Source organism: Streptococcus mitis (assembly GCF_026782895.1).
In the GTDB taxonomy this organism is placed as follows: Bacteria; Bacillota; Bacilli; order Lactobacillales; family Streptococcaceae; genus Streptococcus; species Streptococcus mitis_CB.
Genome location: NZ_JAKUXJ010000001.1, coordinates 199,598 through 223,272, shown reverse-complemented (window position 1 = coordinate 223,272; position 23,675 = coordinate 199,598). Strand labels below are relative to the sequence as shown.

General features: G+C 38.7%; 26 protein-coding genes. 12 read left to right on the top strand and 14 right to left on the bottom strand.

The window, feature by feature from the left end:
- A complete protein-coding gene (locus tag MK480_RS01085) occupies nt 1-444 on the bottom strand; it encodes a flavodoxin (protein ID WP_001162125.1) in 444 nt (147 codons plus the stop codon).
- Between the two features lie 103 nt (nt 445-547).
- On the opposite strand from MK480_RS01085, the gene MK480_RS01080 reads away from it, so the two are divergent.
- The 7 genes from MK480_RS01080 (at nt 548) to MK480_RS01050 (ending at nt 6,011) form a co-directional block, all read left to right on the top strand.
- The gene (locus tag MK480_RS01080; RefSeq protein WP_084886386.1) at nt 548-1,483 is read left to right on the top strand and encodes a DHH family phosphoesterase; all 936 of its coding nucleotides are present in this window, start codon (nt 548-550) and stop codon (nt 1,481-1,483) included.
- Between the two features lie 95 nt (nt 1,484-1,578).
- Entirely contained in the window at nt 1,579-1,821 is a 243-nt protein-coding gene (locus tag MK480_RS01075) for a type B 50S ribosomal protein L31 (RefSeq protein WP_000710764.1), read from the top strand.
- 429 nt (nt 1,822-2,250) lie between these two features.
- Nucleotides 2,251-2,838: a recombinase family protein gene (locus MK480_RS01070; protein ID WP_060628084.1), complete on the top strand. Its 588-nt coding sequence runs from the start codon at nt 2,251-2,253 to the stop codon at nt 2,836-2,838.
- Nucleotides 2,839-3,075: 237 nt separating this feature from the next.
- A complete protein-coding gene (locus tag MK480_RS10125; RefSeq protein WP_412075357.1) occupies nt 3,076-3,954 on the top strand; it encodes an N-acetylmuramoyl-L-alanine amidase family protein in 879 nt (292 codons plus the stop codon).
- Between the two features lie 33 nt (nt 3,955-3,987).
- Nucleotides 3,988-4,452: a hypothetical protein gene (locus MK480_RS01060; RefSeq protein WP_049547095.1), complete on the top strand. Its 465-nt coding sequence runs from the start codon at nt 3,988-3,990 to the stop codon at nt 4,450-4,452.
- A 4-nt stretch (nt 4,453-4,456) separates the two neighbouring features.
- Nucleotides 4,457-5,506, top strand: coding sequence for a DUF6287 domain-containing protein (locus tag MK480_RS01055; RefSeq protein ID WP_268707078.1), 1,050 nt, complete (start codon nt 4,457-4,459; stop codon nt 5,504-5,506).
- A 205-nt stretch (nt 5,507-5,711) separates the two neighbouring features.
- Nucleotides 5,712-6,011 (top strand): YbaB/EbfC family nucleoid-associated protein, encoded by a 300-nt coding sequence (locus MK480_RS01050; protein WP_049534377.1) that lies wholly within the window; start codon nt 5,712-5,714, stop codon nt 6,009-6,011.
- 72 nt (nt 6,012-6,083) lie between these two features.
- On the opposite strand, the gene MK480_RS01045 is transcribed toward MK480_RS01050, so the two are convergent.
- The 7 genes from MK480_RS01045 to glmU form a co-directional block, all read right to left on the bottom strand.
- A complete protein-coding gene (locus MK480_RS01045; RefSeq protein ID WP_268707077.1) occupies nt 6,084-7,847 on the bottom strand; it encodes a glycerophosphodiester phosphodiesterase in 1,764 nt (587 codons plus the stop codon).
- 8 nt (nt 7,848-7,855) lie between these two features.
- Nucleotides 7,856-8,446 (bottom strand): 3'-5' exonuclease, encoded by a 591-nt coding sequence (locus MK480_RS01040; RefSeq protein WP_268707076.1) that lies wholly within the window; start codon nt 8,444-8,446, stop codon nt 7,856-7,858.
- Nucleotides 8,447-8,544: 98 nt separating this feature from the next.
- Complete coding sequence (rocS, locus tag MK480_RS01035; protein WP_000021242.1) at nt 8,545-9,036, bottom strand: chromosome segregation protein RocS; 492 nt, start codon at nt 9,034-9,036, stop codon at nt 8,545-8,547.
- 76 nt (nt 9,037-9,112) lie between these two features.
- A complete protein-coding gene (locus MK480_RS01030; RefSeq protein ID WP_049544051.1) occupies nt 9,113-9,805 on the bottom strand; it encodes a 5'-methylthioadenosine/adenosylhomocysteine nucleosidase in 693 nt (230 codons plus the stop codon).
- Between the two features lie 16 nt (nt 9,806-9,821).
- A complete protein-coding gene (macP, locus tag MK480_RS01025; protein ID WP_049544049.1) occupies nt 9,822-10,133 on the bottom strand; it encodes a cell wall synthase accessory phosphoprotein MacP in 312 nt (103 codons plus the stop codon).
- An 11-nt stretch (nt 10,134-10,144) separates the two neighbouring features.
- On the bottom strand, nt 10,145-10,690 hold the full coding sequence (locus MK480_RS01020) for an NUDIX hydrolase (RefSeq protein ID WP_033688949.1): 546 nt from the start codon (nt 10,688-10,690) through the stop codon (nt 10,145-10,147).
- A gap of 9 nt (nt 10,691-10,699) precedes the next feature.
- Nucleotides 10,700-12,079 carry a bifunctional UDP-N-acetylglucosamine diphosphorylase/glucosamine-1-phosphate N-acetyltransferase GlmU gene (glmU, locus tag MK480_RS01015; RefSeq protein WP_268707075.1) on the bottom strand — a complete coding sequence of 460 codons (1,380 nt, stop codon included), beginning with the start codon at nt 12,077-12,079 and terminating at the stop codon, nt 10,700-10,702.
- Nucleotides 12,080-12,233: 154 nt separating this feature from the next.
- On the opposite strand from glmU, the gene MK480_RS01010 reads away from it, so the two are divergent.
- The 5 genes from MK480_RS01010 to lysS all read left to right on the top strand — a co-directional run bounded on the left by MK480_RS01010 (nt 12,234) and on the right by lysS (nt 16,700).
- On the top strand, nt 12,234-13,034 hold the full coding sequence (locus MK480_RS01010) for a glycoside hydrolase family 25 protein (RefSeq protein ID WP_268707074.1): 801 nt from the start codon (nt 12,234-12,236) through the stop codon (nt 13,032-13,034).
- A 66-nt stretch (nt 13,035-13,100) separates the two neighbouring features.
- Nucleotides 13,101-13,973 (top strand): DUF368 domain-containing protein, encoded by an 873-nt coding sequence (locus tag MK480_RS01005; protein WP_326845933.1) that lies wholly within the window; start codon nt 13,101-13,103, stop codon nt 13,971-13,973.
- Nucleotides 13,973-14,455: an aminoacyl-tRNA deacylase gene (locus tag MK480_RS01000; protein ID WP_268707073.1), complete on the top strand. Its 483-nt coding sequence runs from the start codon at nt 13,973-13,975 to the stop codon at nt 14,453-14,455. The genes MK480_RS01005 and MK480_RS01000 overlap by 1 nt, the downstream gene beginning before the upstream one ends.
- Nucleotides 14,455-15,072 (top strand): histidine phosphatase family protein, encoded by a 618-nt coding sequence (locus MK480_RS00995; RefSeq protein WP_268707072.1) that lies wholly within the window; start codon nt 14,455-14,457, stop codon nt 15,070-15,072. Before MK480_RS01000 ends, MK480_RS00995 begins: the two co-directional genes overlap by 1 nt.
- A 137-nt stretch (nt 15,073-15,209) precedes the next feature.
- Complete coding sequence (gene lysS / locus MK480_RS00990; protein WP_020902752.1) at nt 15,210-16,700, top strand: lysine--tRNA ligase; 1,491 nt, start codon at nt 15,210-15,212, stop codon at nt 16,698-16,700.
- Between the two features lie 62 nt (nt 16,701-16,762).
- On the opposite strand, the gene MK480_RS00985 is transcribed toward lysS, so the two are convergent.
- From MK480_RS00985 to MK480_RS00960, 6 genes are all read right to left on the bottom strand, one after another.
- Nucleotides 16,763-17,602 carry an amino acid ABC transporter substrate-binding protein gene (locus MK480_RS00985; protein ID WP_268707071.1) on the bottom strand — a complete coding sequence of 280 codons (840 nt, stop codon included), beginning with the start codon at nt 17,600-17,602 and terminating at the stop codon, nt 16,763-16,765.
- A gap of 9 nt (nt 17,603-17,611) precedes the next feature.
- Complete coding sequence (locus tag MK480_RS00980) at nt 17,612-18,241, bottom strand: amino acid ABC transporter ATP-binding protein (protein ID WP_261082862.1); 630 nt, start codon at nt 18,239-18,241, stop codon at nt 17,612-17,614.
- A 9-nt stretch (nt 18,242-18,250) separates the two neighbouring features.
- Nucleotides 18,251-18,892 (bottom strand): amino acid ABC transporter permease, encoded by a 642-nt coding sequence (locus MK480_RS00975; RefSeq protein ID WP_268707070.1) that lies wholly within the window; start codon nt 18,890-18,892, stop codon nt 18,251-18,253.
- A 140-nt stretch (nt 18,893-19,032) separates the two neighbouring features.
- Complete coding sequence (locus MK480_RS00970; RefSeq protein WP_268707069.1) at nt 19,033-20,262, bottom strand: tetratricopeptide repeat protein; 1,230 nt, start codon at nt 20,260-20,262, stop codon at nt 19,033-19,035.
- Entirely contained in the window at nt 20,252-21,418 is a 1,167-nt protein-coding gene (locus tag MK480_RS00965) for an AI-2E family transporter (protein WP_268707068.1), read from the bottom strand. Before MK480_RS00965 ends, MK480_RS00970 begins: the two co-directional genes overlap by 11 nt.
- Nucleotides 21,419-21,535: 117 nt before the next feature.
- Nucleotides 21,536-23,518 carry a peptide ABC transporter substrate-binding protein gene (locus MK480_RS00960; RefSeq protein WP_268707067.1) on the bottom strand — a complete coding sequence of 661 codons (1,983 nt, stop codon included), beginning with the start codon at nt 23,516-23,518 and terminating at the stop codon, nt 21,536-21,538.
- Between the last annotated feature and the right edge of the window lie 157 nt (nt 23,519-23,675).

Genomic DNA, 23,675 nt, shown 5'->3' with positions numbered 1-23,675 from the left:
TTATCCTACTTTAGCAGCCAATTCTTCTGCGAATTGTTCCAAGCGCTCAATGTCTTCTTCCTCAGCAGAGAGATCAACTTTGACACACTCTGAACCTTTTTCTGCCCCTGTCGCTACAAAAACGCGGTCAAAGTCATCGACAGCCTTACAGAATTCATCGTAGAAGGTATCTCCTGATCCGACCACTCCGTAGATTTTGCCATTCAAGTTGAGGTCAGCTAGGTCTTCGTAGAAGTCCATCATCTCATCTGGCAATTCTCCATCACCATAAGTGTAGGTCGCAACGATAGCGATGTCTGCTTCCAAGAAGTCTGAAGCGTCAACAGTTGTACATTCATCAACATCGACATCCAAGCCCAAGTCACGTAATTTGTCTGCTACAATATCTGCAATTTCTTCGGTATTACCGGTCATACTGGCAAATACAATTTTTGCTAATGCCATATCGTCCTCCTCAATTTATCTTTCTCCATTATATCACATCTTTTTCATTTTAAAAATAAAAATTCTTGTGCTACAATGAAATGAGAAAGAATTGAGGTTATTTATGGAAATTTGCCATCAAATTTTAGAAAAAATCAAAGAATACGACACGATTATCATTCACCGTCATATGAAACCAGACCCTGATGCCTTGGGAAGTCAAGTGGGCTTGAAAGCTCTTCTCAAACATCATTTCCCAGAAAAAACTATCAAAGCAGTTGGTTATGATGAACCAACTCTTACTTGGATGGCTGAGATGGATCTTATTGAAGATAGTGCCTATCAAGGCGCACTTGTCATCGTCTGTGATACAGCTAATACTGCTCGTATCGATGATAAGCGCTATGGTCAAGGTGAATTTCTCATTAAGATTGACCACCATCCAAATGATGATGTATACGGTGACCTATCTTGGGTGGATACTAGTTCAAGCAGCGCTAGCGAGATGATTACCTTATTTGCAGAAACAACTCAACTGGCCTTGTCAGATCGCGCTGCTGAGTTGCTCTTTGCAGGAATTGTCGGTGATACAGGTCGCTTCCTCTACCCTTCTACCACTGCACGGACTCTTCGTCTGGCTGCCTATCTAAGAGAACAGAACTTTGACTTTGCGGCTCTCACTCGCAAAATGGACACTATGAGCTACAAAATTGCAAAACTTCAAGGCTACATCTACGACCATCTGGAAGTGGATGAAAATGGTGCCGCTCGCGTTATCCTGAGTCAGGAAGTTTTGAAACAATACAATGTTACCGATGCTGAAACTGCAGCCATTGTCGGTGCACCTGGACGCATTGACAGTGTAAGTCTCTGGGGAATTTTTGTAGAGCAGGCTGATGGCCACTACCGTGTTCGCTTACGCAGTAAAATCCATCCTATCAATGAAATCGCCAAGGAACATGATGGTGGAGGCCACCCTCTAGCAAGCGGAGCTAATTCCTATAGTTTAGAAGAAAACGAAATCATCTACCAAAAGTTAAAAAACTTGCTTAAAAACTGATAAAATACTTGCCAAACTTTTCAGAATCTGATAGACTAGTAAGGTAACAATCTATGGCTCGCAAAGAGACCATGGCAGAAAGGAAATATTGCAAAATGAAAAAAGATATCCATCCAGAATATCGCCCAGTTGTCTTCATGGACACAACTACTGGTTACCAATTCCTTAGCGGTTCAACAAAACGCTCTAACGAAACAGTTGAGTTCGAAGGCGAAACTTACCCATTGATCCGTGTGGAAATTTCATCAGACTCACACCCATTCTACACTGGACGTCAAAAGTTCACTCAAGCAGATGGACGCGTGGATCGTTTCAACAAAAAATACGGTCTCAAATAATGAAAAAAAGAACAGTTTCGAACTGTTCTTTTTTGTTTCTTGAAATTAACTGCTGTTTTCATGTTCCAAACTCATACTCTTCGAAAATCTTTTCGGTAATTTAATGTTAGGGGATTTATACTAACAATAGACTTTTAACCCTAAAATTGATAAAATAGGGAAGAAAATAAGATAAAAGGAGACTGTAAATCACCATGATGAACATGCAAAAATTGAACATACTGTTTTTAATTTTTGTAAACATCAAAAAGGTTGGTTTAAAAGGATTTTAAGCCCTTAAGATTTTTTATCCAACACTACTATTCACGCATCCAAGACAAAATCTTGGCAAAAAAATACAGTAGCAAAGAGTACACCAAACTACCACTCATTATGGGCGGTAGTTTTCTTTTCGTCTAAAATAGAGATAAAAAGATAGGTGGTAGCCTTATGCGTTACGGTTATGTTCGAGTATCTACAAGAGAACAAAATATCGATAGACAATTTTCAGCCTTGGTAGAAAATAAATTAGCAAAAGAAAATATTTTTATTGATTATGTTTCAGGAAAGGATTTTGACAGAATAGAATATCAAAAATTATTAACTACCTTGAAGGAGAATGATGAATTAGTTATTAAATCAATTGATAGATTGGGAAGAAACTATGATGAAATTTTAGAACAATGGCAATCAATTACTAAGAAAAAGAAAGTAAATATAACTGTTTTAGATTTCCCCTTATTAAACACAAAGAACAGCGATGACAATATCACAGGAAAACTAATATCCGATATCGTTTTACAAGTTCTATCTTATGTGGCACAGTTTGAAAGAGAACAAATCAAACAAAGACAAATGGAAGGAATACGAGAAGCAAAGAAAAAAGGGAAAAAATTCGGTAGACCAAAATTGCTTGTTCCGAATAATCTCCCTGATGTAATAGCTCAATATACGAAAAAAGAAATAACCTTACGAGAAGGTGCAGACATCTTAGGAGTATCAAAAAGCACCTTTCATAATTGGATAAAAAATTCATAGTTCCTGTCAAAAAACCTAGGATTTTTTGGACAGGAAATACACTTTATTTTAGAATCATTTTCGTCAGAAAAAAGGTTCTAAAATCCAGTATTTTGACCGATTATTATTACACTACCATTCTATCAAGTTTGTCCAAAAAAGTCTAGATTTTAGGACAAACTGATTACTTTACAACAAATAAAAATAGGGAGTATCAAATGAATGCACAAACAAACTAAAAAATTTACACTTGCAACTATCTCAGCTCTATCACTTCTTGGCACTGGAGTTATCACAGCTAATCAAGTATCAGCTAGCGAGAATACGAGTACTGAAAAACAAATAGAAGCAACAATTACAAAGGTTGAAATTGATTATTTTGGACTTAGCTTCGAAGGAAAACTTTCAGAGCCACTACCACATGGAGGTGATAATGCTGCTAAGGGAAATGTTACTTTGATTGATAAAGCGACCGGAAAAATTGTGTACCAAAGTCACGATGCTGTCATTTTTAGTGGCTTAACTAAAGATGTCAGTGATCAATTTTTACAACCTTTATTTTATAGCAATCAATTTAAAGGTGATATTTTTGTTTCAGAACAATTTCCAGATGGAACATATATTTTGGAGATGTCTGGAGAAGCTGGTTCGCCTTACGGTGACTTAACTGATACAAGAAAACGTATCTTTAAAGTTAGAAAAGATGTGACTATCGGAAATCCTTCTACAAATTCAAATACTAACACAACAACTCAATCAGGTTCGAATTCTAATATCTCAGGTAGTTGGCTACAATCTGGTTCTCGTTGGTGGTACAAACACGCCGACGGTTCCTATACAACTAATGGCTGGGAAAAAATCAATGGTGTTTGGTATCGTTTTGACAACTCTGGCTGGATGCAAACTGGCTGGGTAAAAGACGGTAGCTGGTACTATCTCGACGGTTCAGGTGCGATGAAGACAGATTGGGTCAAAGATAACGGTAGCTGGTACTATCTTCAAGACTCAGGCGCTATGAAAACTGGCTGGATGAAGGTATCTGGTAAATGGTACTATGCTTATAGCTCTGGTGCACTAGCAATCAATACGACAACACCTGATGGCTACCGTGTCAATTACAACGGTGAGTGGGTCTAACATACAATAGAAATAGATTAAGGAGACAATTATATGAACAAAGTTATAAAAATTGAAGATGAAACAGTTTATGTTGGAAAAGGTGATAATGGCCAATTTACTGCAATTTCAAGAAAAAGTTTTGGTTTTGAACCACAAGTAGGTGATTACGTAGAATTTTATCAAAACGGTGATGAGTATATTGTTTCAAAAATAGATAACACATCTCCAGCTAGCTCTAGCCAACATTCAAATGGAGTGAGTGATAAATCTAAACTGGCCGCAGCCTTATTTGCCCTATTTTTAGGAGCACTTGGTGGATACGATTTTTACATCGGAAATTCCAAACAAGGATACAAGCGTATCGGCATAACTCTGCTAGCTATCATTCCTATTTTATTGCCATTTGTTTTACTAGCAAATGCAATTTGGAATATTATAATTACTATTCAAGTTTTAACGTCCAAAACTGGTAGCAAATGGCACCAAGATGCTCAAGGTTTAGAATTGCAAGATTAAACATATGAAAAAATTATTTCTATTCAGTATTAGTATTTTAGCTATCTCTATTTTAACGGCTTGCCAACATCAGAGTGAAAACACTCCCTCAGCAAGTTCTGAAGCGATTGCTTCCAGTACTAGTTCAACTTCTTCTACATCTGAAGTGAAGAAAACAGATTACACCCTATACAATACTGTCCTTAAAGAATATGCCAAAGTATTAGATGGTTCCTCAGCTTCACCTAAAGAGCTCAATTCAAAAGCAAACTTAAAAAATGGTTATCCTAACGAATATTCTGGATTACAGTATAGCTTGTATGATTTAGACCAAGACGGTACGGACGAACTTTTGATTGCTCTAAAAACGTATTCTAACTATTACGATTTATTAGATATTCGAACTCTAAAAAATGATGAAGTTATTCGACTGACCAATGCAGAAAATAATCTGGATTTTATTGGTGAGCGCGTTCATTTTAATCCTTTAGAAAATGGCTATTTCCAATTATCTACCCGAGTATCTACTAATCAAATCCAAGTTAAACTATACAAGTTGAATCAGGATGGAACACAGTTAGAGTTAATTAGTGAATCAGATACAGAAGAGGGACTGGGGACAAAACCACCTTTCCTTGACATAAGATCTTTCTCTTGGAAATCTGTCACAAGTCTCATAAACAGAGAAACGAGCCTTCCGTCAGAAAGCAAAGGGATGGATATTTCTGCAATTCAAAATGGGGATTTTTCTAGTGTCTCAGGAACTTGGAGGAATCGTTCAGGTATTGAATTTACTTTCGACAAAAATGGTTTAGTAAGTGATAAGTCCAAAATTTCAATTGAAGATGCTAAAGAAATTGACCACTATCTTAAGGCAAATATACTTCCTAAAGATGGAGGTGCTGGTGGCTCTGCCCTTGCCTTTTTACCAGCAGGAATCCCTATAACCATGTCTGTCACCTCTTCTCCAGATAATGGCTATACCGACTCATCTGATATCACACAAGACCGCTTATGGTTTGGACACCAACTTATCAATGGTAGTACTGAGGGATTTTTCTACAAGGTAGAATAGTGCTAACTCATAAAATATCTGGTAAAATTTCATAAACACATATAGGATAGATATTCTTATTCTCTAAGAATATCTATCCTATATTTTTATTCCCTTTACATCCCTATCAATACTATTTGAATTCACTCAGAAAAAGATTAGACTTTTAACCCCAAAATTGATAAAATAGGAATGAAAATAAGATAAAAGGAAACTGTAAATCACCATGATGAACATGCAAAACATGATGCGTCAAGCACAGAAACTTCAAAAACAAATGGAACAAAGCCAAGCTGAACTTGCTGCTATGCAATTTGTTGGCAAATCTGCTCAAGACCTTGTTCAAGCGACCTTAACTGGTGACAAGAAAGTTGTCAGCATTGACTTCAATCCAGCTGTCGTTGACCCAGAAGACATTGAAACTCTTTCAGATATGACTGTTCAAGCCATCAACTCTGCTCTTGAACAAATTGATGAAACTACCAAGAAAAAACTGGGTGCTTTCGCTGGAAAATTGCCATTCTAAGCATAAGAAAAACAAGCATTCAAAAGAATACTTGCCTATCGTGGGAGGAACAACTGTTCCTCTTTTTGCTTACTAAAAATTAAAGAATTCCATAGCCTGTTTGAAAAGCAATTCAGTATACTCTGGGTCTTCTTGGGCAATGGTAACTTGATCTTGAATCATTTCCAAGTCATCCGTTATCATGCCATCTGCTCCCAATTGAACAGATTTATCAAAGGACTCTGAACTATTGATGGTCCACACGTACAATTTCTGATCCGTATTCCAAAGCTTATTGACAAAATTTTCATCTAAAGTTGAATACTCCATGGTATAGCCTGTAGCCTTGGTTCTTGGAAAGATACTATTGTAAGGTAGGATGAAAAAGACTGGAATTTGAGTATCGTAGGCTAAAACCTGGTCAATCACATGGTAGTCCAAGGATTGCATTTGGTGACCATTCTGCTTAAGAACAGTTCCATATTTTTCCATAAAGTGTTTCATCATATCTGGACTATCTTTTCGACTGGTTTTAATTTCAATAAGGAGTTTTTGATGCAATTCATTGGCTTTATTGAGATAGTCATCAAAACTAGACACCTTGCTATGATAGCCATTTTCTGAAATATCAAGTTTGGTTAATTCTTCCAAAGTGAGATCCTGAGGATTGGCATTAACTCCTGTCAAATTCTTGATATTAGCATCATGCATCATGACAAACTGGCCATCTTTCGTTTCCTGAACATCTGTCTCAACAAAATCTGGAGATAGCTGAGCCGTCTTTTCTAACGATTGGACTGTATTTTGGACACCATTCTTATTAGATACTCCCCTGTGAGAAATAATTAAAGGTTTATTGGCAACTGGAGCTTCTAAATAAACATAACCCTCAAGAGCGAAAAAGATACAAGCACAGCCCATCACTCCCCATCTCATCCAGTGGTCTTTCTTTCGCCTTGGTGTGATTTCTAATTCTTCTCCTGTTAAGAAGGAAACAAACTTAATGAGAAAGTAAGTCAAGGCTATGTAGTGGAAATTCTTAATCAAGACAAAGTTGATAATTCCCAGTACAAGAGATTCCTTATGGGTCAAACCATCCATTAGTGCCTGACTTGCCAAGATTGGAATCAATAAAAGAATGAAAAATAGGTAGGTTTTGACGACAATCCAAAGCAAGTTCCAAGTATAAAACCAGGAGTGCTTTCTTGTCTTTTCTAGACTATATCTGACTGCTTCTTTGACTGTTTTCTTCTCAAATAAAAGCTGGGGTAAGGCAAACATCAACCGTACTGAAATATAAAACAAAAGTAAAGCTAGAATAGTAACCACTATACCTACTAGCCAATACTTATCTTCCACATAATCAACGATAAAGTCTGGAATGACAATTTTATTTAGGTAGTAAATCTTTAAAATCTTTCGAATCAATGGAAAGAGCATCATGACATAAAAGAAGATAAAGGCTATCTTTGCAAGCGTGACTTGCTTCATAAACAAGAAACTTTGGCGAAAGACCTTACGACTGTACTCCAGCAGAGTTCTCTTTTCATGATAGAGGAGGTGGCGAGCTCCGATAAAGAGAAGTCCTATCTGGTAATAGGCGACCAATAAATTAACAATTACAAGAACAAATAAAGCAAGACTAACAAAGGGTGAGCCCGTTATAATGGCAAAAATATTATTGTAGGAAAGAAAGAGATAACCTGTCTGACGGAGCAAAAGTCCAGCAATCCAAGAATTTGATGGTAACCAGACAAACTCAATCATCATGAATATCAAGAAAAAGAGAAAGAGTATTTTATCTAGATTAAAGTATATCTGCTTAAAACCTAGATTTTTAGGTTTTTCAGGTTTCATAGGCACTCCTAGTCAAATAATTGAGACAAATCCAAGCCTCCAAAAGGATTGTTTGATAGGCTACTTTCTGTTCCTAATAATTCTCTAGCTTGATCCGACTCTAGGAAGGACTCGTAAACACGCGCTGTCATACGAGCATCCTCTAAGCTATTATGAGACTGACCTTGAAATCCAAGAAATGAGGCAACAGTTTGCAATTTAAGATTAGCAATACCATGTAAATCCGAACTCCGACGTTCAAAAGCTTCATCATACAAGTCCACCTTATACTGCTGGCTGTAGTCTAAACCATGCTCCGCTAGAATAGGCAGATCACTTTTAGCAGCGTTGTAGCCTACCATCGGCAACGAACCCACAAACTCTTGGAATTCTTTTATAACATTCTCCACTGGAGGAGCATCTTTTAAGGTCTCGGCTGTAATCCCAGTCAAACCATTGATAAAACTTTTTAGAGGCACACTGGTATGAACATAGGAATCATAGGCATCGATTTCCCGACCATCTCTAAAACGCACTGCCGATACTTGGATCAAGTGTGTTTGTCCTTCGTGCTGATTAAATTCTAAATCGAAAGCAATGTAATCTTCTAATCGTTCCATTTTCTACCTCTCCTATACTGTTATTTTACTTGAGCAACTATACTATTTAGAAACAAAAGAAGCCATCAGGTTAGCATTTAACCTAAACAGCTCCTTGATTATCCTCCAAATAAACGAGCAAAAAAGCCTTTCTTAGTTGATTGGACTTCTTCTTTTGCTTGGTCCAGCTCTAGCTTAAGATTTTCTTGATCCTTCATTGCTTGAAGAGTCAATTGTTGCTGCTGATCGAGTTGTTTGTCTTTCTCAGCAATCTGACGGTCTTTGATACGCATCTGCTCGTCTTTTTCTGATAACTGACGATCCTTGGCTTTTAATTGTTCATAGAGACGAAGAATTTCTGCATTCTTCTCATCAACCAGAATCTCCATCAGTTCACGTTGCTTGACATCTTCACTGACAGGCTCATCTTCAAAAATCGTTTTTTTATAGATTTCTTCTAGCTTAATCAAGCCACTTCTGGTAACGACTGTTACCCCTTTGTCATTTTTATCTGTGTCTTCTTCTGGTAATTCTTTGACACGGTTATTGATTGCTTGGCGAGATAATCCTAAGACCTCTGCAATCTCACTGACGGTCATTTCAATACTCATAATATCCTCTGAAACGTTTTCTAGCTTTTCTTTACTTAAATCTTATCATAAGCTAGAAAAACTGTCAAATTTTCGCTTAATCTAAGGCCTTCAAAAAAGCTAATAAGACTTGGGCAGAGCGACGTCCAGCTTCGATAATAAACTCATCAAAAGAGATGTTTGCTTCATGGTTGGCATTATCACTCATAGCTCGGATGACTAAGACTGGAAGATTAAGGGCATGCGCTGCCTGAGCAATAGCCGCCCCCTCCATCTCAACAGCCAAAACATCTGGAAAATGGGACTTAATCGCTTCTATCTTATCATTTCCTGCGACAAAACTATCTCCTGTAGCAATCAATCCAAGATGCCAGTTCTGGTCCAATTGAGATAGACTCTCTTGAATTTTAGCAACAAAGGTTTTATCTGATTCAAAATAAAGCGGTTGTTGTGCCATTTGTCCATAAGCATAGCCAAATGCTGTGACATCCACATCATGATAGGCTAATTTGTCAGCAATCACAACATCCCCAACAGCAATACCTTCTGCTACTGCCCCAGCTGATCCCGTATTAATCACAGCATCCACTTGAAAATGATCAGCTAAAATAGCTACACTCATAGCAGACATCACCTTACCAATTCCACTTTCTACAAGAACGACTTCATGAGAAGCAATGGTTCCTGTGTGATAGGTATTGCCTAAAACAATTTGCTCCTGGGCATTGTCCAAATGCTGGACCAGATACGCCAGTTCTTCTGGCATAGCCGCAATAATTCCTATTTTCATTTCAATTCCTTTTCTATTACAAAAGTTTCATTGCTAAGACAAGCAAAATTAAGAGAAAGATGACTGCAAATAAAATCTTATTCAACTTAGAATTGAAGACATTTCTCTTGGTATTTTCAATGCGACGGCTTTTATGAATAGACGGTTCGACCTGAATCTTCAAGGTTTCCTGGCTAAAACCATGATCCTTAGGATTGGCATAACCAAAATGGGAAGAAGAGGTTGGTAAAATTTTTGTCTCCTCATCATCTAGCAAAGGAGGACCTGAAATCTTTTCGCCTCTATTAGCTCTTTCAATCATTTCATCCGTTAATAAAGGTTTACCCATACTGACCTCCTCTATTTTTTCTGCAATTCCCAATACTGAACAGCCATAATTGTCTTAGCATCACAGATATGACCTGATTGGATCAATTCCTTGGCTTCCTCTAAGCTCACTTCAAGTACCTCCAAGGTCTCATCCTCATCCTGCGGACGCGGATTTTCTACCTTTGTCAAATCGCTTGCTAGGTATAGTTTTAACTTTTCATTACAAAAGCCAATGGCTGAGTAAAAATCGTACAAGAGTTCTAATTTCCCTGTATAGGCTGTTTCTTCCTCCAGTTCACGAAGGGCTGCTGCCACAGGGTCTGTATTCTCTCCTACTTCCAACTTTCCTGCTGGAATTTCGTAAGAGACAGCCTCGATAGCTTTGCGGTACTGCTTGACCAAGATAAGTTTTTGTTCATCCGTTACTGCCAAAACGCAGACAGCTCCATTGTGGAAAATCAAATCGCGTTGGGCAGTTCCCTTGCCTTCTGGTAATTCAACCTGATCTTGAACCAGTTTAAAAATTGGTCCTTGATAGATTTCTTTTCGGCTAAGCGTTTTTTCTTCAAATTCCATGATAGGCTCCTACTGATTCTTAGGATGATGAGGAAGGCGTGTTGCATATTCGTCTTTATTGACCTGACGACCACGACCAATAGCAATAGCATCCGCTGGCACGTCTTTAGTAATCGTTGAGCCAGCACCAACGAGGGAATTGTCACCTAACTCTACTGGCGCAATAATGGTTGAATTTGAACCAACAAAGACATTGTTTCCAATGACTGTCTTGTATTTGTTTTTGCCGTCATAGTTGACTGTAATGGTTCCAGCACCAAAGTTAACATGGCTACCCACTTCACAGTTTCCGATATAAGTCAAATGACCAGCCTTAGTATTCTCACCGATTGAAGAGCCTTTAACCTCAACAAAGTTCCCAATGTGGACTTGGGCACCTAGACTTGAACCTGGACGAATGTGGGCATAAGGTCCAACAGTTACACCGTCTGCAACACTACTTTCTTCAATCATAGAGTTGGTAATAACAGCTCCTGCTCCGATAGTGCTATCCACTACATAAGTACCGTTTGTCAAAACAGTCTCAGCACCAATTTTCGTTTTCCCTTTCAAGGTAACATTGGCTTCGATTTGAACTTCTGGAGCAATCTCAACATCAATATCGATATAAGTTGCTTCTGGATTGACAAAACTAACACCGTTGACCATGTGTTGGTGATTGATGCGACGACGCATAACTGACTCAGCAGTCGCAAGTGCCACACGGTCATTTACCCCAAGACTTTCATCAAAATCTTTCAAAGTATAAGCACCAACTTTTTCACCAGCTTCACGGAAAATTCCAATGACATCTGTGATATAGTACTCGCCTTGAGCGTTATTGGTATTGATATTTTTCAAAGCCTCAAACAAACGCTCGTTATCAAAAACATATGTTCCAGTATTGATTTCCTTGATTTGTTTTTCAAAATCTGTGGCATCCTTTTGCTCAACAATACGAAGAACCTCAGCATTGTCATTACGCACAATTCGTCCATAACCAAAAGGATTATCCGTTTCAGCAGTCAAGATAGTGGCCACATTTTTATGATTGATGTGGAAATCAATCAAGTTTTTCAAGCTTTCACCTGTGATTAAAGGAGTATCTCCAGCAATGACCAAGGTATGCCCTGACAAACTTTCCAAAATTGGCTCTGTCATCATAACCGCATGACCAGTTCCTAACTGTTCAGATTGAGTCACAAATTCTGTCTGTCCAGCCAAGACCTGCTCAACCAATTCCGCCTTGTGTCCTACAACTGTTACTGTCTTTTCAGGTTGGATAGCACCCACACTACGGAAAACATGTTCCAACATAGAAATACCCGCAACCTTGTGCAACACTTTTGGCAAATCAGATTTCATGCGAGTCCCTTTACCCGCTGCTAAAATAATGGCATAATTTGACATAATCTTCTCTTTTCTCTAGAAATTCCCTTTTATTATACCATATTTCAAATCATTCCGCGCTCTTGAATGAAAAAATGCTCTAAAGTCCTTTCTTAACCCATTTTTTGAGTATTTTTTTTGATTTTTTCTCATTTTTAAGGTAAAATTATGAGATATGAGAAAGAAAATTAATCCGCTTATTTTATTTGGTTTTTTTGGGATTATGATTTTCATTTTAATCCTGAATCGCCCTCGTTTTGAGGACCATCCTGTAAAAACAAAGTCAAATATCGCGCAAGTAGAAACGCAAGCGCTACATAATATAGATAAACCGGTGATTGATGTTTCTGGTTGGCAACGTCCTGAGGAAATAAATTACGATACTCTGTCTCAAAACATTTCTGGAGCTATCGTTCGCGTCCATAGTGGTGCTCAGTCTTTAAAAGAAAACGATGCTTCCTTTGTTAATGGAGTAGATAAAGCCTTTAAAACCCATATCACTGAGTTCCAAAAACGAAATGTCCCAGTTGGTGTCTATGCCTATGTAGCTGGAAAAAATATCCAAGAAATGGAAAAGGCTGCTGAAGTTTTTTATAACGCTTCATCGCCGTACAGCCCTAGCTACTATTGGCTAGATGTGGAAGAAAAAACCATGTCCAATATGAACGAAGGTGTTGAAGCCTTCCGAGCAAAGCTTGAATCACTGGGTGCTAAAAATATTGGAATCTACGTCGGAGTCTACTTCATGGAAGAACACAGTATTGATACAGACAAGTTTACCTCTGTTTGGATTCCTTCCTATGGGTCTGACTCAGGATTTTACGAAGCAACTCCTAAGACTGATTTAGATTACGACATTCACCAGTACACTTCTAAAGGAAAAATTGCTGGCTTTGACCACGATTTGGATATCAACGTCATCTCTTCCTTAAAAAACAAAGAAGAAACCTTTAGAAAACTCTTTTTAAAACCTTAAAAGCATTTGTTTATCATTTGCTTTTTCTTTTTGTGTTTGATTGTGATACAATATAGTAAGGATTTTTTGAAATATAGAAATAGTTGGAGGAACAATATGCTCTCATGGTTAGCACGTGTTATTAAAGGGATTATCATTGCTCTTGGATTTATTCTACCGGGGATTTCTGGAGGGGTTCTAGCAGCAATCTTAGGAATCTATGAACGAATGATTGGTTTTCTGGCCCATCCCTTTAAGGACTTTAAAGAAAATGTTTTGTACTTTATTCCAGTTGCCATCGGTATGCTTCTGGGAATCGGCTTATTTTCCTACCCGATTGAATACCTGCTTGAAAATTATCAAGTCTTTGTCTTATGGAGCTTTGCAGGTGCCATCATTGGTACGGTTCCTAGCCTCCTCAAAGAATCAACTCGAGAATCTGACCGAGACAAGATTGATTTAGCTTGGTTCTGGATAACCTTTATCATTTCTGGATTAGGACTCTATGCCTTAAATTTTGTCGTTGGAACCTTGAGCGCCAGCTTTCTTAATTTCGTCCTAGCAGGTGCACTGCTGGCTCTTGGCGTATTAGTTCCTGGCCTCAGTCCATCAAACCTACTTTTGATTTTGGGACTCTACGCTCCTATGTTGACTGGTTTTAAAACCTTTGACCTCTTGGGAACCTTCTTCCCGATTGGAATCGGTGCAGGTGCAACTCTCATCATTTTTTCAAAATTGATGGATTATGCCTTAAACAACTACCACTCACGTGTCTATCATTTCATCATCGGTATCGTCCTTTCAAGTACCCTTTTGATCTTGATTCCAAACGCAGGAAATGCTGAAAGTATCCAGTACACCGGTATTTCTCTTGTTGGGTATGTCATCATTGCCTTCTTCTTTGCACTGGGAATCTGGCTTGGTATTTGGATGAGCCAATTGGAGGATAAGTATAAATAATGGCAAAAAAAGTTAAAATCAAAAAAACATTGGTGGAACAAATCCTGTCTAAAGCAGGTATCCCACATCAGGGGATTCAAATCAATGCCCTAGAAGGAGAACTTCCTCAAGGTTATGAACGAGATCAGATTTTCAAAACCTTGGCGCTTTTGGGAGATAAAACCGGACCGATTATCGGAATTGTCCCTATCACCCAACACTTGTCTGAAAAGAAACTAGCCAAAATTTCTGGCAATAAAAAAGTGAGCATGATTCCACAAAAGGACTTGGAAAAAACAACTGGTTACATTCATGGAGCCAATAATCCTGTCGGTATTCGTCAGAAACACAATTATCCCATTTTTATCGATAGGATTGCTCTAGACTTGGATCAAATGATTGTCTCTGCAGGCGAAGTTGGTCACAGCATTATCGTCGCACCGCAAGAATTGGCCAGCTTTGTAAAGGCCGACTTTGCAGATATTTTGGAGGACAGCAAGTAATGAAACTCTACTTTGTCCGCCACGGGCGTACAGTCTGGAACCAAGAAGGACGCTTTCAAGGTGCTAGTGGAGATTCTCCCCTTCTTCCTGAATCCATTGAAACCCTAAAACAACTTGGCCAATATCTTAAGGATGTTCCGTTCGATCAGATTTATTCAAGTGATTTACCTCGAGCGGTCAAATCTGCCGAGATTATCCAAAGTCAACTCAAAACGCCCTGTCCTTTAGAAAGTGTTCCTAATCTCCGTGAATGGCAGCTGGGGAAGTTGGAAGGTTTGAAAATTGCAACCTTGGAAGCTATTTACCCACAACAAATCAAAGCTTTCCGATCTAACCTTGCTCAATTTGACACTCAAATGTTTGGAGCCGAATCCCTCTATAGTACCACGCAACGGACCATCCAATTTATCAAATCATTAAAAGATAGTCCAGCTGAGCGTATTCTAATTGTCGGTCACGGTGCCAATCTTACTGCCAGTCTTCGTACTCTTCTAGGTTATAAAGAACCACTTCTTCGTAAAGATGGTGGTCTAGCAAATGCCAGCCTAACCATTCTAGAAACCCATGATTTTGAAACATTTACTCTCGATACTTGGAATGATACTTCCTATCAATAACAGAACTTGATTTTAGCGTCAAGTTCTTTTTAGTTTTGAAAGATTATCCGTGAATTTCTTGGCTATTTATGATAAAATGGGAGTATCGCAAAAAATGACTCATCGTATTCAATTTTGAGTAAAACTAGGAGGATCCCATGTCAACAGAACATATGGAAGAACTAAATGACCAGCAGATCGTTCGCCGTGAAAAAATGGCTGCACTCCGTGAACAAGGAATTGATCCTTTCGGAAAACGCTTTGAACGCACTGCAAATTCACAAGAATTAAAAGATAAATATGCCGACCTCGATAAAGAACAATTACATGATAAAAACGAAACAGCTACTATCGCAGGACGCTTGGTAACCAAACGTGGTAAAGGTAAAGTAGGTTTTGCCCACCTTCAAGACCGCGAAGGTCAAATCCAGATTTACGTTCGTAAGGATGCTGTCGGTGAAGAAAACTATGAAATCTTCAAAAAAGCAGACCTTGGTGACTTCCTTGGTGTCGAAGGTGAAGTGATGCGTACAGATATGGGAGAACTCTCTATCAAGGCGACTCACATCACTCACTTGTCTAAAGCACTTCGCCCACTCCCTGAGAAATTCCACGGTTTGACAGACGTTGAAACAATTTACCGTAAACGTTACCTTGACTTGATTTCTAACCGTGAAAGCTTTGAGCGCTTTGTCACTCGTTCAAAAATCATTTCTGAAATCCGTCGTTACCTTGATCAAAAAGGTTTCCTTGAAGTGGAAACACCTGTTCTTCACAACGAAGCTGGTGGTGCGGCAGCCCGTCCATTTATCACCCACCACAATGCCCAAAACATTGATATGGTGCTTCGTATCGCAACTGAGCTTCACTTGAAACGCCTTATCGTCGGTGGTATGGAACGCGTCTACGAAATTGGCCGTATCTTCCGTAACGAAGGAATGGACGCTACTCATAACCCTGAGTTCACTTCTATCGAAGTTTACCAAGCTTATGCAGACTTCCAAGATATCATGGACTTGACGGAAGGCATTATCCAACACGCTGCTAAATCAGTCAAAGGCGATGGTCCAGTCAACTATCAAGGTACTGAAATCAAGATTAACGAACCATTTAAACGTGTTCATATGGTGGATGCTATCAAAGAAATTACTGGTGTCGATTTCTGGCAAGACATGACTTTCGAGGAAGCCAAAGCTATCGCTGCTGAGAAGAAAGTTCCAGTTGAGAAACACTACACTGAAGTTGGCCACATCATCAATGCCTTCTTTGAAGAGTTTGTTGAAGAAACCTTAATCCAACCAACCTTTGTCTATGGACATCCAGTAGCTGTATCTCCACTAGCTAAGAAAAATCCTGAAGACGAACGCTTTACTGACCGTTTCGAGCTCTTCATCATGACTAAGGAGTACGGTAATGCCTTTACTGAGTTGAACGACCCAATCGACCAACTTAGCCGTTTTGAAGCCCAAGCTAAAGCCAAAGAACTTGGTGATGATGAAGCGACAGGCATCGACTATGACTACATTGAAGCTCTTGAATACGGTATGCCACCAACAGGTGGTTTGGGAATCGGTATCGACCGTCTCTGCATGCTCCTCACTGATACAACCACTATCCGTGATGTATTGCTCTTCCCAACAATGAAATAATACTCTTATCCTCTGGCTCTTGTCAGGGGATTTTTTGATGCAAAAAGAGATTGAGGAAACACTCAATCTCTACTTTTCACTTCTTTTGTTGCCACGTCAGCACCAAACCATTTTTGGCTAATCTCTTGGAACTTTCCTTCTTGGTGTAGTGCGATAAAGGCTTGGTTTAAAGCTTGTAGTAATCTTTTGTCAGCAGGTCTAACTCCGACCGCAAAAGATTCACTTTCAAATCCTGCTGAAAAGACATTGTAGTCATTTAATATCCCCTCAGACTGGAGGTAGTAATTAGCATACACTCGGTCAATCAACAAGGCATCAATCCGATCATTTTTCAAGTCAATCAAGGCCTCATTAAAACTCTGATATTGATTGACTTTCTGGTCTTTAACACGATTTTTCAATAAATCTGGCTGCGCTTCAAAGTCTAGATAACCAGAGGATCCTGCTTGGGCTCCCAAGGTCTTATCCTTCATATCCTCTACTGAATGGATCTGCTGGTTTTTCTTCGCAACCAGAACTTGCTGATTTTCCATGTATGGAATGCTAAAAGCAACCTTCTCTCGGCGTTCATCAGTGGCAGAATACCCATTCCAGATGGCATCAATAGTTCCATTTTGCAGTTCCGTCTCCTTCATATCCCAGTCAATTGGCTGAAATTGAATCTTGAAACCTAATTTTTCTGAGACAGCTTGTGCTAAGTCAATATCAAAGCCTGTATATTGGCCATTCTTTTCTTCAAAACCCATGGGTACAAAGGTATTGTCAAAACCAATAGTAATGGTCCCCTGCTCTTGATATTTATCCCAGTTATCCTGCTTTGGATCGCTAGCCTTCTGAGTACAAGCCGTTAAAAAGAGAGTCAGGATAGAAACCAATACTAAAGCAATTTTCTTATTAGTCATTGGCACCTCCTACTTGGGCTCAACCTTGAGAATCTGATCTGCGATATTTTCAGCGAATTGTAAATCGTGGGTAACCACAATCTGCGTCATCCCAAGTTCCCTATTTTGCAAGATTAGTTTTTCCACTTCCAAGCGCAATTCTGGATCCAGGGCAGAAGTCGGCTCATCATAACCTATGATTTCTGGGTCAATCATCATAGCACGCGCCAAGGCTACCCGTTGCTTTTGCCCACCTGATAGTGAGAATGGATAGGCGTCTGCGTGCCCTGACAGTCCTAACTGTTCCAGGAGTCCACGCGCCTTCTTCTCAGCTTCTTCCTGCTTCATTCCCATTGTTTTTACGGGCGATAAGGTCAAATTATCTAGAACTGATAAATGAGGAAAAAGTTGAAAATCTTGGAATACAAATCCCAGTAAATTCCGCTTCTCCAATTCATCCAGTTCTAAAGGTTCTCCATTATAAAAGATTTGCCCTGAATCAATAGTTTCCAGACCTGCAAGCATGCGCAAGAGGGTTGTCTTACCTCCACCAGAAGGTCCTACGATAGCCAGGATTTGCTTTTCGGGAATATTTAGACTGAAATTGGACAAAATTTGCTTTTCATCAAAGCCTTTATTGATATTTCGTAATTCTAACATGGCAGCCTCCTATCTATAGTAACTGTACTTCTTCTCAACTTTTTTGGCAAAAATGGTCACAATACCAATCAAAATCAAGTAAATGGCTCCTGCCAAGAACATTGGAACCAGACTAGCATCACGGTTTGCAGCCGTTCGACTAGCCAAGATAAGGTCTGAAATACCTAGAGCATAAACCAGAGAGGTATCCTTGACCAAACTCATGACTTCATTAAAGACACTAGGAAGAACAATCTTGGTCACTTGGGGCAAGATAATATAGCGTACTGTGGCAAAAGGACTGAATTTCAAGACCTTAGCAGCCTCATATTGACCGTTAGGAATGGTATCAATCCCTCCACGGAAGATTTCAGCAAAGTAAGCCGCATAATTCAACACAAAGGCAATGATAGCCGCAGGAAGACGGTCCAAACGAATCCCAATACTTGGCAGCACATAATAAATAAAAATCAATTGCAAGAGCAAGGGTGTGCCTCGCATAATCCAAATATAAATATTAATCAAATGATGGAGGGGCTTCCAATGGACTTGCAAGGCAAAGGCAATCAAAACGCCCAAGGGAATAGAAAAAATCAAGACCAGTGCAAAAACCTGCAAAGTCATGCTTGCACCGCTCAATAAACTCGGTAATATCTCAAACAAATAAGACATACTGCACCTCCTAAAAATAATTGTTCCTATTATAGCATAAATAAACAAAATAACCAAGAATTTTTGTAAAAAAATTCTTTTTAAAAAAGAAAAACTATATCTATCAAAAATGATTAGATACAGTTTTTAAAAATATATTCTTACAATCTCTCAAATAGTTCTTGCATTTGCACATCATCTGGAACTAGTTTTAAGTAAGTTTGAGCATTGACTTTTGCTTCCTCAAAGTAGCCCAATTCACGCAAGAGATAGATATAGTGTTCCAGAAACTCTGGATTGTCCTTCAAATCTCCTACTAATTCTTGGTAATGCTCGTAGGCAGTATCCAAATCGTCCATTTCTTGATAGGAACGAGCAATCATCCACTTGGTCAAAAGATTCTCTGGCTCATCATTTTGCAAGTCTAGAATGTCCTCATAACGTTCCTGTTCTAGATAAATAGTAGCTAGACGGAGTAAGATTTCTTCCGTATCATCAGCGTCTTCTTTTGCAGTAAGGAGGTAGTTTTCTGCACCACTGGCATCATGCAATTCATAAGAGAATTGTGAAGCAGCTAGCAAGAGGCGAGTTTCAAAGGGATTTTTCTCTAAGCCTTGCTTAGCGATACGCAGGGCTTCTTGAACTTGATGTTCCTTATGTAAGGCCTGACTGTAACCATACTCATATCCTTCAAAATCAGGTGAAATGGTATCAAGTTGCTTAAAGTAGAGGACAGCTTTTTGGTATTCTTCTTGATCAAAGTAAAGACTGGCCAACTCAAAAGCTGTTAGGTCATCGTATTCTAACTCCAGGGCTTTTTCTAAAAACTCTATAGCTGTTTCAAATTTCCCTAACTGAGCATAGGCAAAGCCAATTCGTTGATAGGTAGAAATGCCTGTTTGCTCATAAATAGTACGATTATCTAACTGGGCATAGCCTTGAATAGCTTCTTGGTAATTTTCCAACTCACTATCCAACTCTGCCAAGCCCAATATCAAGAGAGGATCTTCTGAGTAAGTCAAGGCCTCCAGAAGTTTCTCACGCGCCACATCTGTCAAACCTTCCAACTGGTAAAGGTCTGCCTTCAGAGCCAAAGCAGAAACATACCAGTCACTGTCAGCTTGGATTTCCTCAAGATAAGCAAAGGCTTCTTCGATTTGACCATCCTCGCTAGCAATAGCTGCTAGATTAAGATTAACCTCTGGAAAATTTTCTACAATTTTCAGGTAAATTTCCTTTGCCTGAGGATAAAAACCAATTCCTTCAAGATAAGTAGCTAACTCATACAGAAGGTCACTTGGATCATTTTCTAAAGCTTTGACGAAATAATGTTCTGCCTTAACTAAATCTTGCTCTTCCAAAGCCTGTAACATCTGTTGACTATTGTTCACTCTTGACTTCCTCTCCCTCTAGTTCATATAGACCACTGACTACCTTGTACCATTCGAAAATGGCTGAAATGACAACCTTAGCAGAGGCATAAACTGGAATACCGAGCAAGACTCCCCAGATACCAAACATGGATCCTGAAGTTAACAAAACAAAGAGAACATTAATGGGATGGATGTTTAATTGACTTCCCAAAATCAATGGAGAGACAAAACGGCCTTCAATAGTTTGTTCTACGATAAAGACAATCACAACTTTCAAAAGCATGACTGGCCCAGCAATCAAGCCCAATACTAGGGCAGGAAGCATGGCTAAGAAGCTACCCAAATAAGGAATCAGATTTAAAATACCAGCAGTAACCCCCAACGTAACTGCATAGCGTAGACCAATAATCTTGAAGAAAATCATAAACATTACCGCAACAATAATAGCTACTGTTACTTGCCCTCTAACATAGTTAGACAACTGCTGATTCACATCTGATAAAACTTGTCCTACAGGTTCCTTCAATTTCGTTGGCATGAATTGAGTCAAATAGTGACGCAATCCTTTCCCATCACGCAAGAGATAAAAGAGCATGAAAGGAACAATAATCAAGGCAACAATCACTTGAGATGCCCCGCTAATAAAGGCACTCACCCAGTTGACTGCCTGAGATGAAACCTTACTTGCCCAAACTGTAGCCTGACTTGAGAAGTTTGTCAAAACTTGCTCTAACTGAGGTCTAAAATCATCTGGCAAACGCTTGGTTACCAAATCATCAATAACACGATCAGCATCTTCCAGGTAGACTGGAACATTCCTTGCAAAACTTAAAACCTGACGTTGCAGATTTGGAATGGCTACTGCCAATCCCCAAATGATAAAGAGAGCAATGATGACAAAGACAATACTAATCGCTATAACACGATTGATTTTATGCTTCTCCATCCAATCAACAATAGGATTTAATAAATAATATAGCAAACCAGATAGAATGACTGGCAACATCACAACTGCCAAAAAGTCTAAAACAGGTGAAAATAGAAAACTAATCTTGCTTAAAATAAAAAGATTCAGTCCTAATAATAAAGTTACTAAGAATACCGTAATGGCCTTGTTATCTAAAAACCACTTGAAAAACCAAGACAGGCTAAAATGTTTCTCTTTTTGATCCATAAATACTTCCTTTCTATTGTTCTCCCATTATACCATTTTTGAAACAAAATAACTCTTTTTTAAAGTGCTTACATGGAGACCGCGACATAAAAAATCTCCTCAAAAGAGGAGATTCGATTAGTCTTGAATATGACGGTCTAAGTTCTTCTGATAATCAGCATTGGATTTGGCTTTTTCATCAGCAAATTTCTTGCGGAACTCATCCATTTCTTTGGAAGTGACAATCTTATCTTGGAGTTTAAGATATTTATAACTGTTATCTCCTGTTTTGTCACCAATCCAACCATCAGCACCACTACCTAATACTTTCTTCGTTACTAACATTTGGGCACCGTCTGAGTGTACAGGAATAACCAGAGCACTATCTGTTAACCAAGCTTGAGCCTTAGCATATTTAGAATAACGTTTTTGCAAATCTGTTTTTTCACTGTTTGCATCATCAATCAATTCTTTGTATTTATCCAATCCAACTGTTTTAACGACTGGATTGTCTGTTCCTGGTGCCACACCAAGAGAACTGAGGAGACTTGGACCTGAAGTTGGATCAAATACATCTAGATAAGTCGATGGATCCGCAAAGTCTGGACTCCAACCACTATTAACATTAATATCCCAATCAACATTATTATTTGATGTTGCTAGAACAGTCATATTTCCCAATTCATCATCAGAAACCTGTTGAATATCCACAGCCACATTTTCAGAGCCCAGTGCTTCTTCAATTGATTGTTTATAAGACTGAGCTTGATGAATAAAATCTGTCTGAGTCGATGAAACTGGAAGATCTAGATGAATCGGGAACTGTACTCCATCAGCTTGAAGAGTTTTCTTTGCAGCTTCAAACTTAGCTTTAGCTTTGTCTACGTTATGAAGCGAATCTTGGGCATCATCAAGACTAACATCTTTCCAAACGCTATCCAATTTATCTAATTCTGTCTTAGTAACTTGACCAAATGTTTGATCTCCTACTTGTACAAATGTTGGAGGAGTAAAACTTGTACGTAATTTACGAGGCGCTACTTCATCTCCAAACACTTGAGAAACAGCTGCTTTACGATCTGCAGCAAATGCCAAGGCTTGACGGAAATCTTTGTTTAAAAGTGCTTTCTTAGTAGAGGATTTTTCTACATCACTTGTTTTAGCAGTATGATTGTATGACACACGATCAATATTAATAGACATATAGAATACGCCACCTCTTTGTTGACCATATACAATATTATCCTTGTATTTTTCTTTTAGACGTTCATAGTTGGCAGAGTTTTTAAAGAGTGGAGCAGCTGGATAATGTCCCTCATCAAAACCACGTCCTAGAGAGTCTGCATCTTGACCATCAAAGAAGGATAACTTGATATCATCAATAAAGACATTTTGCTTATCCCAGTAATTTTGGTTTTTGGTCATTTCGATAGAAGATTTCGAAGTAAGCCCCTTAAGAAGATATGCCCCATTGTATAGTATACTCGTTACATCAGTGGCCTTACCAAAATCATCTCCTTTAGATGCCAAAAAATCTCCACTCACGGGAGCAAGGACTCCCATTGTTGTTTTTGAATTCCAGAAAGATTCTGGATGGTTCAAAGTATAAACAACAGTATAATCATCTGTTGCTTTCACGCCTACGGTTGAGAAATCTGTTGTTTTCCCATTTACATAGTCATCCAATCCTTTGATAGAATCCTGTACAAGATAAAGAGCCTGTGATTTCTTATCAGCCGCATGCTTAAGACCAGTTACAAAATCCTGAGCCTTAACTTCCCCATACTCTTCTCCCTCATTGGTATACCACTTGACACCCTGACGGATTTTATAGGTGTAGGTCAGACCATCCTTAGAAATAGTCCAATCTTCTGCAACTGATGGAACTAAATTTCCATATTGGTCATTTTCAAGTAAACCGTCAATAACATTACCTGTAATCTGTTTAGTGCTGACATTGCCAGAAACTGTATAATCCAGAGTCGAAGGATCTGATGTAAACACATAAGCATAAGTCACTGGCTTAGTAGCATCCTTATTACCATTACCAGATGAACACGCTGCTAGAACGGCAGTAGACAAAACTGCAATTCCAGTCGCTAAAAAAACTCGTTTTTTCATAGTAAGGACTCCTTTAAACATTTTATGAATTCATTATAGCACTTTTAAGAAGAAAAGTAAGGAAAACAATCTCAATGTTATTATATTTTTTTAAAAAACAATCAATTATTTTTTTAAAGTGCTTACATCTAATTGGATGTCTTTAATTGGCTTGTTT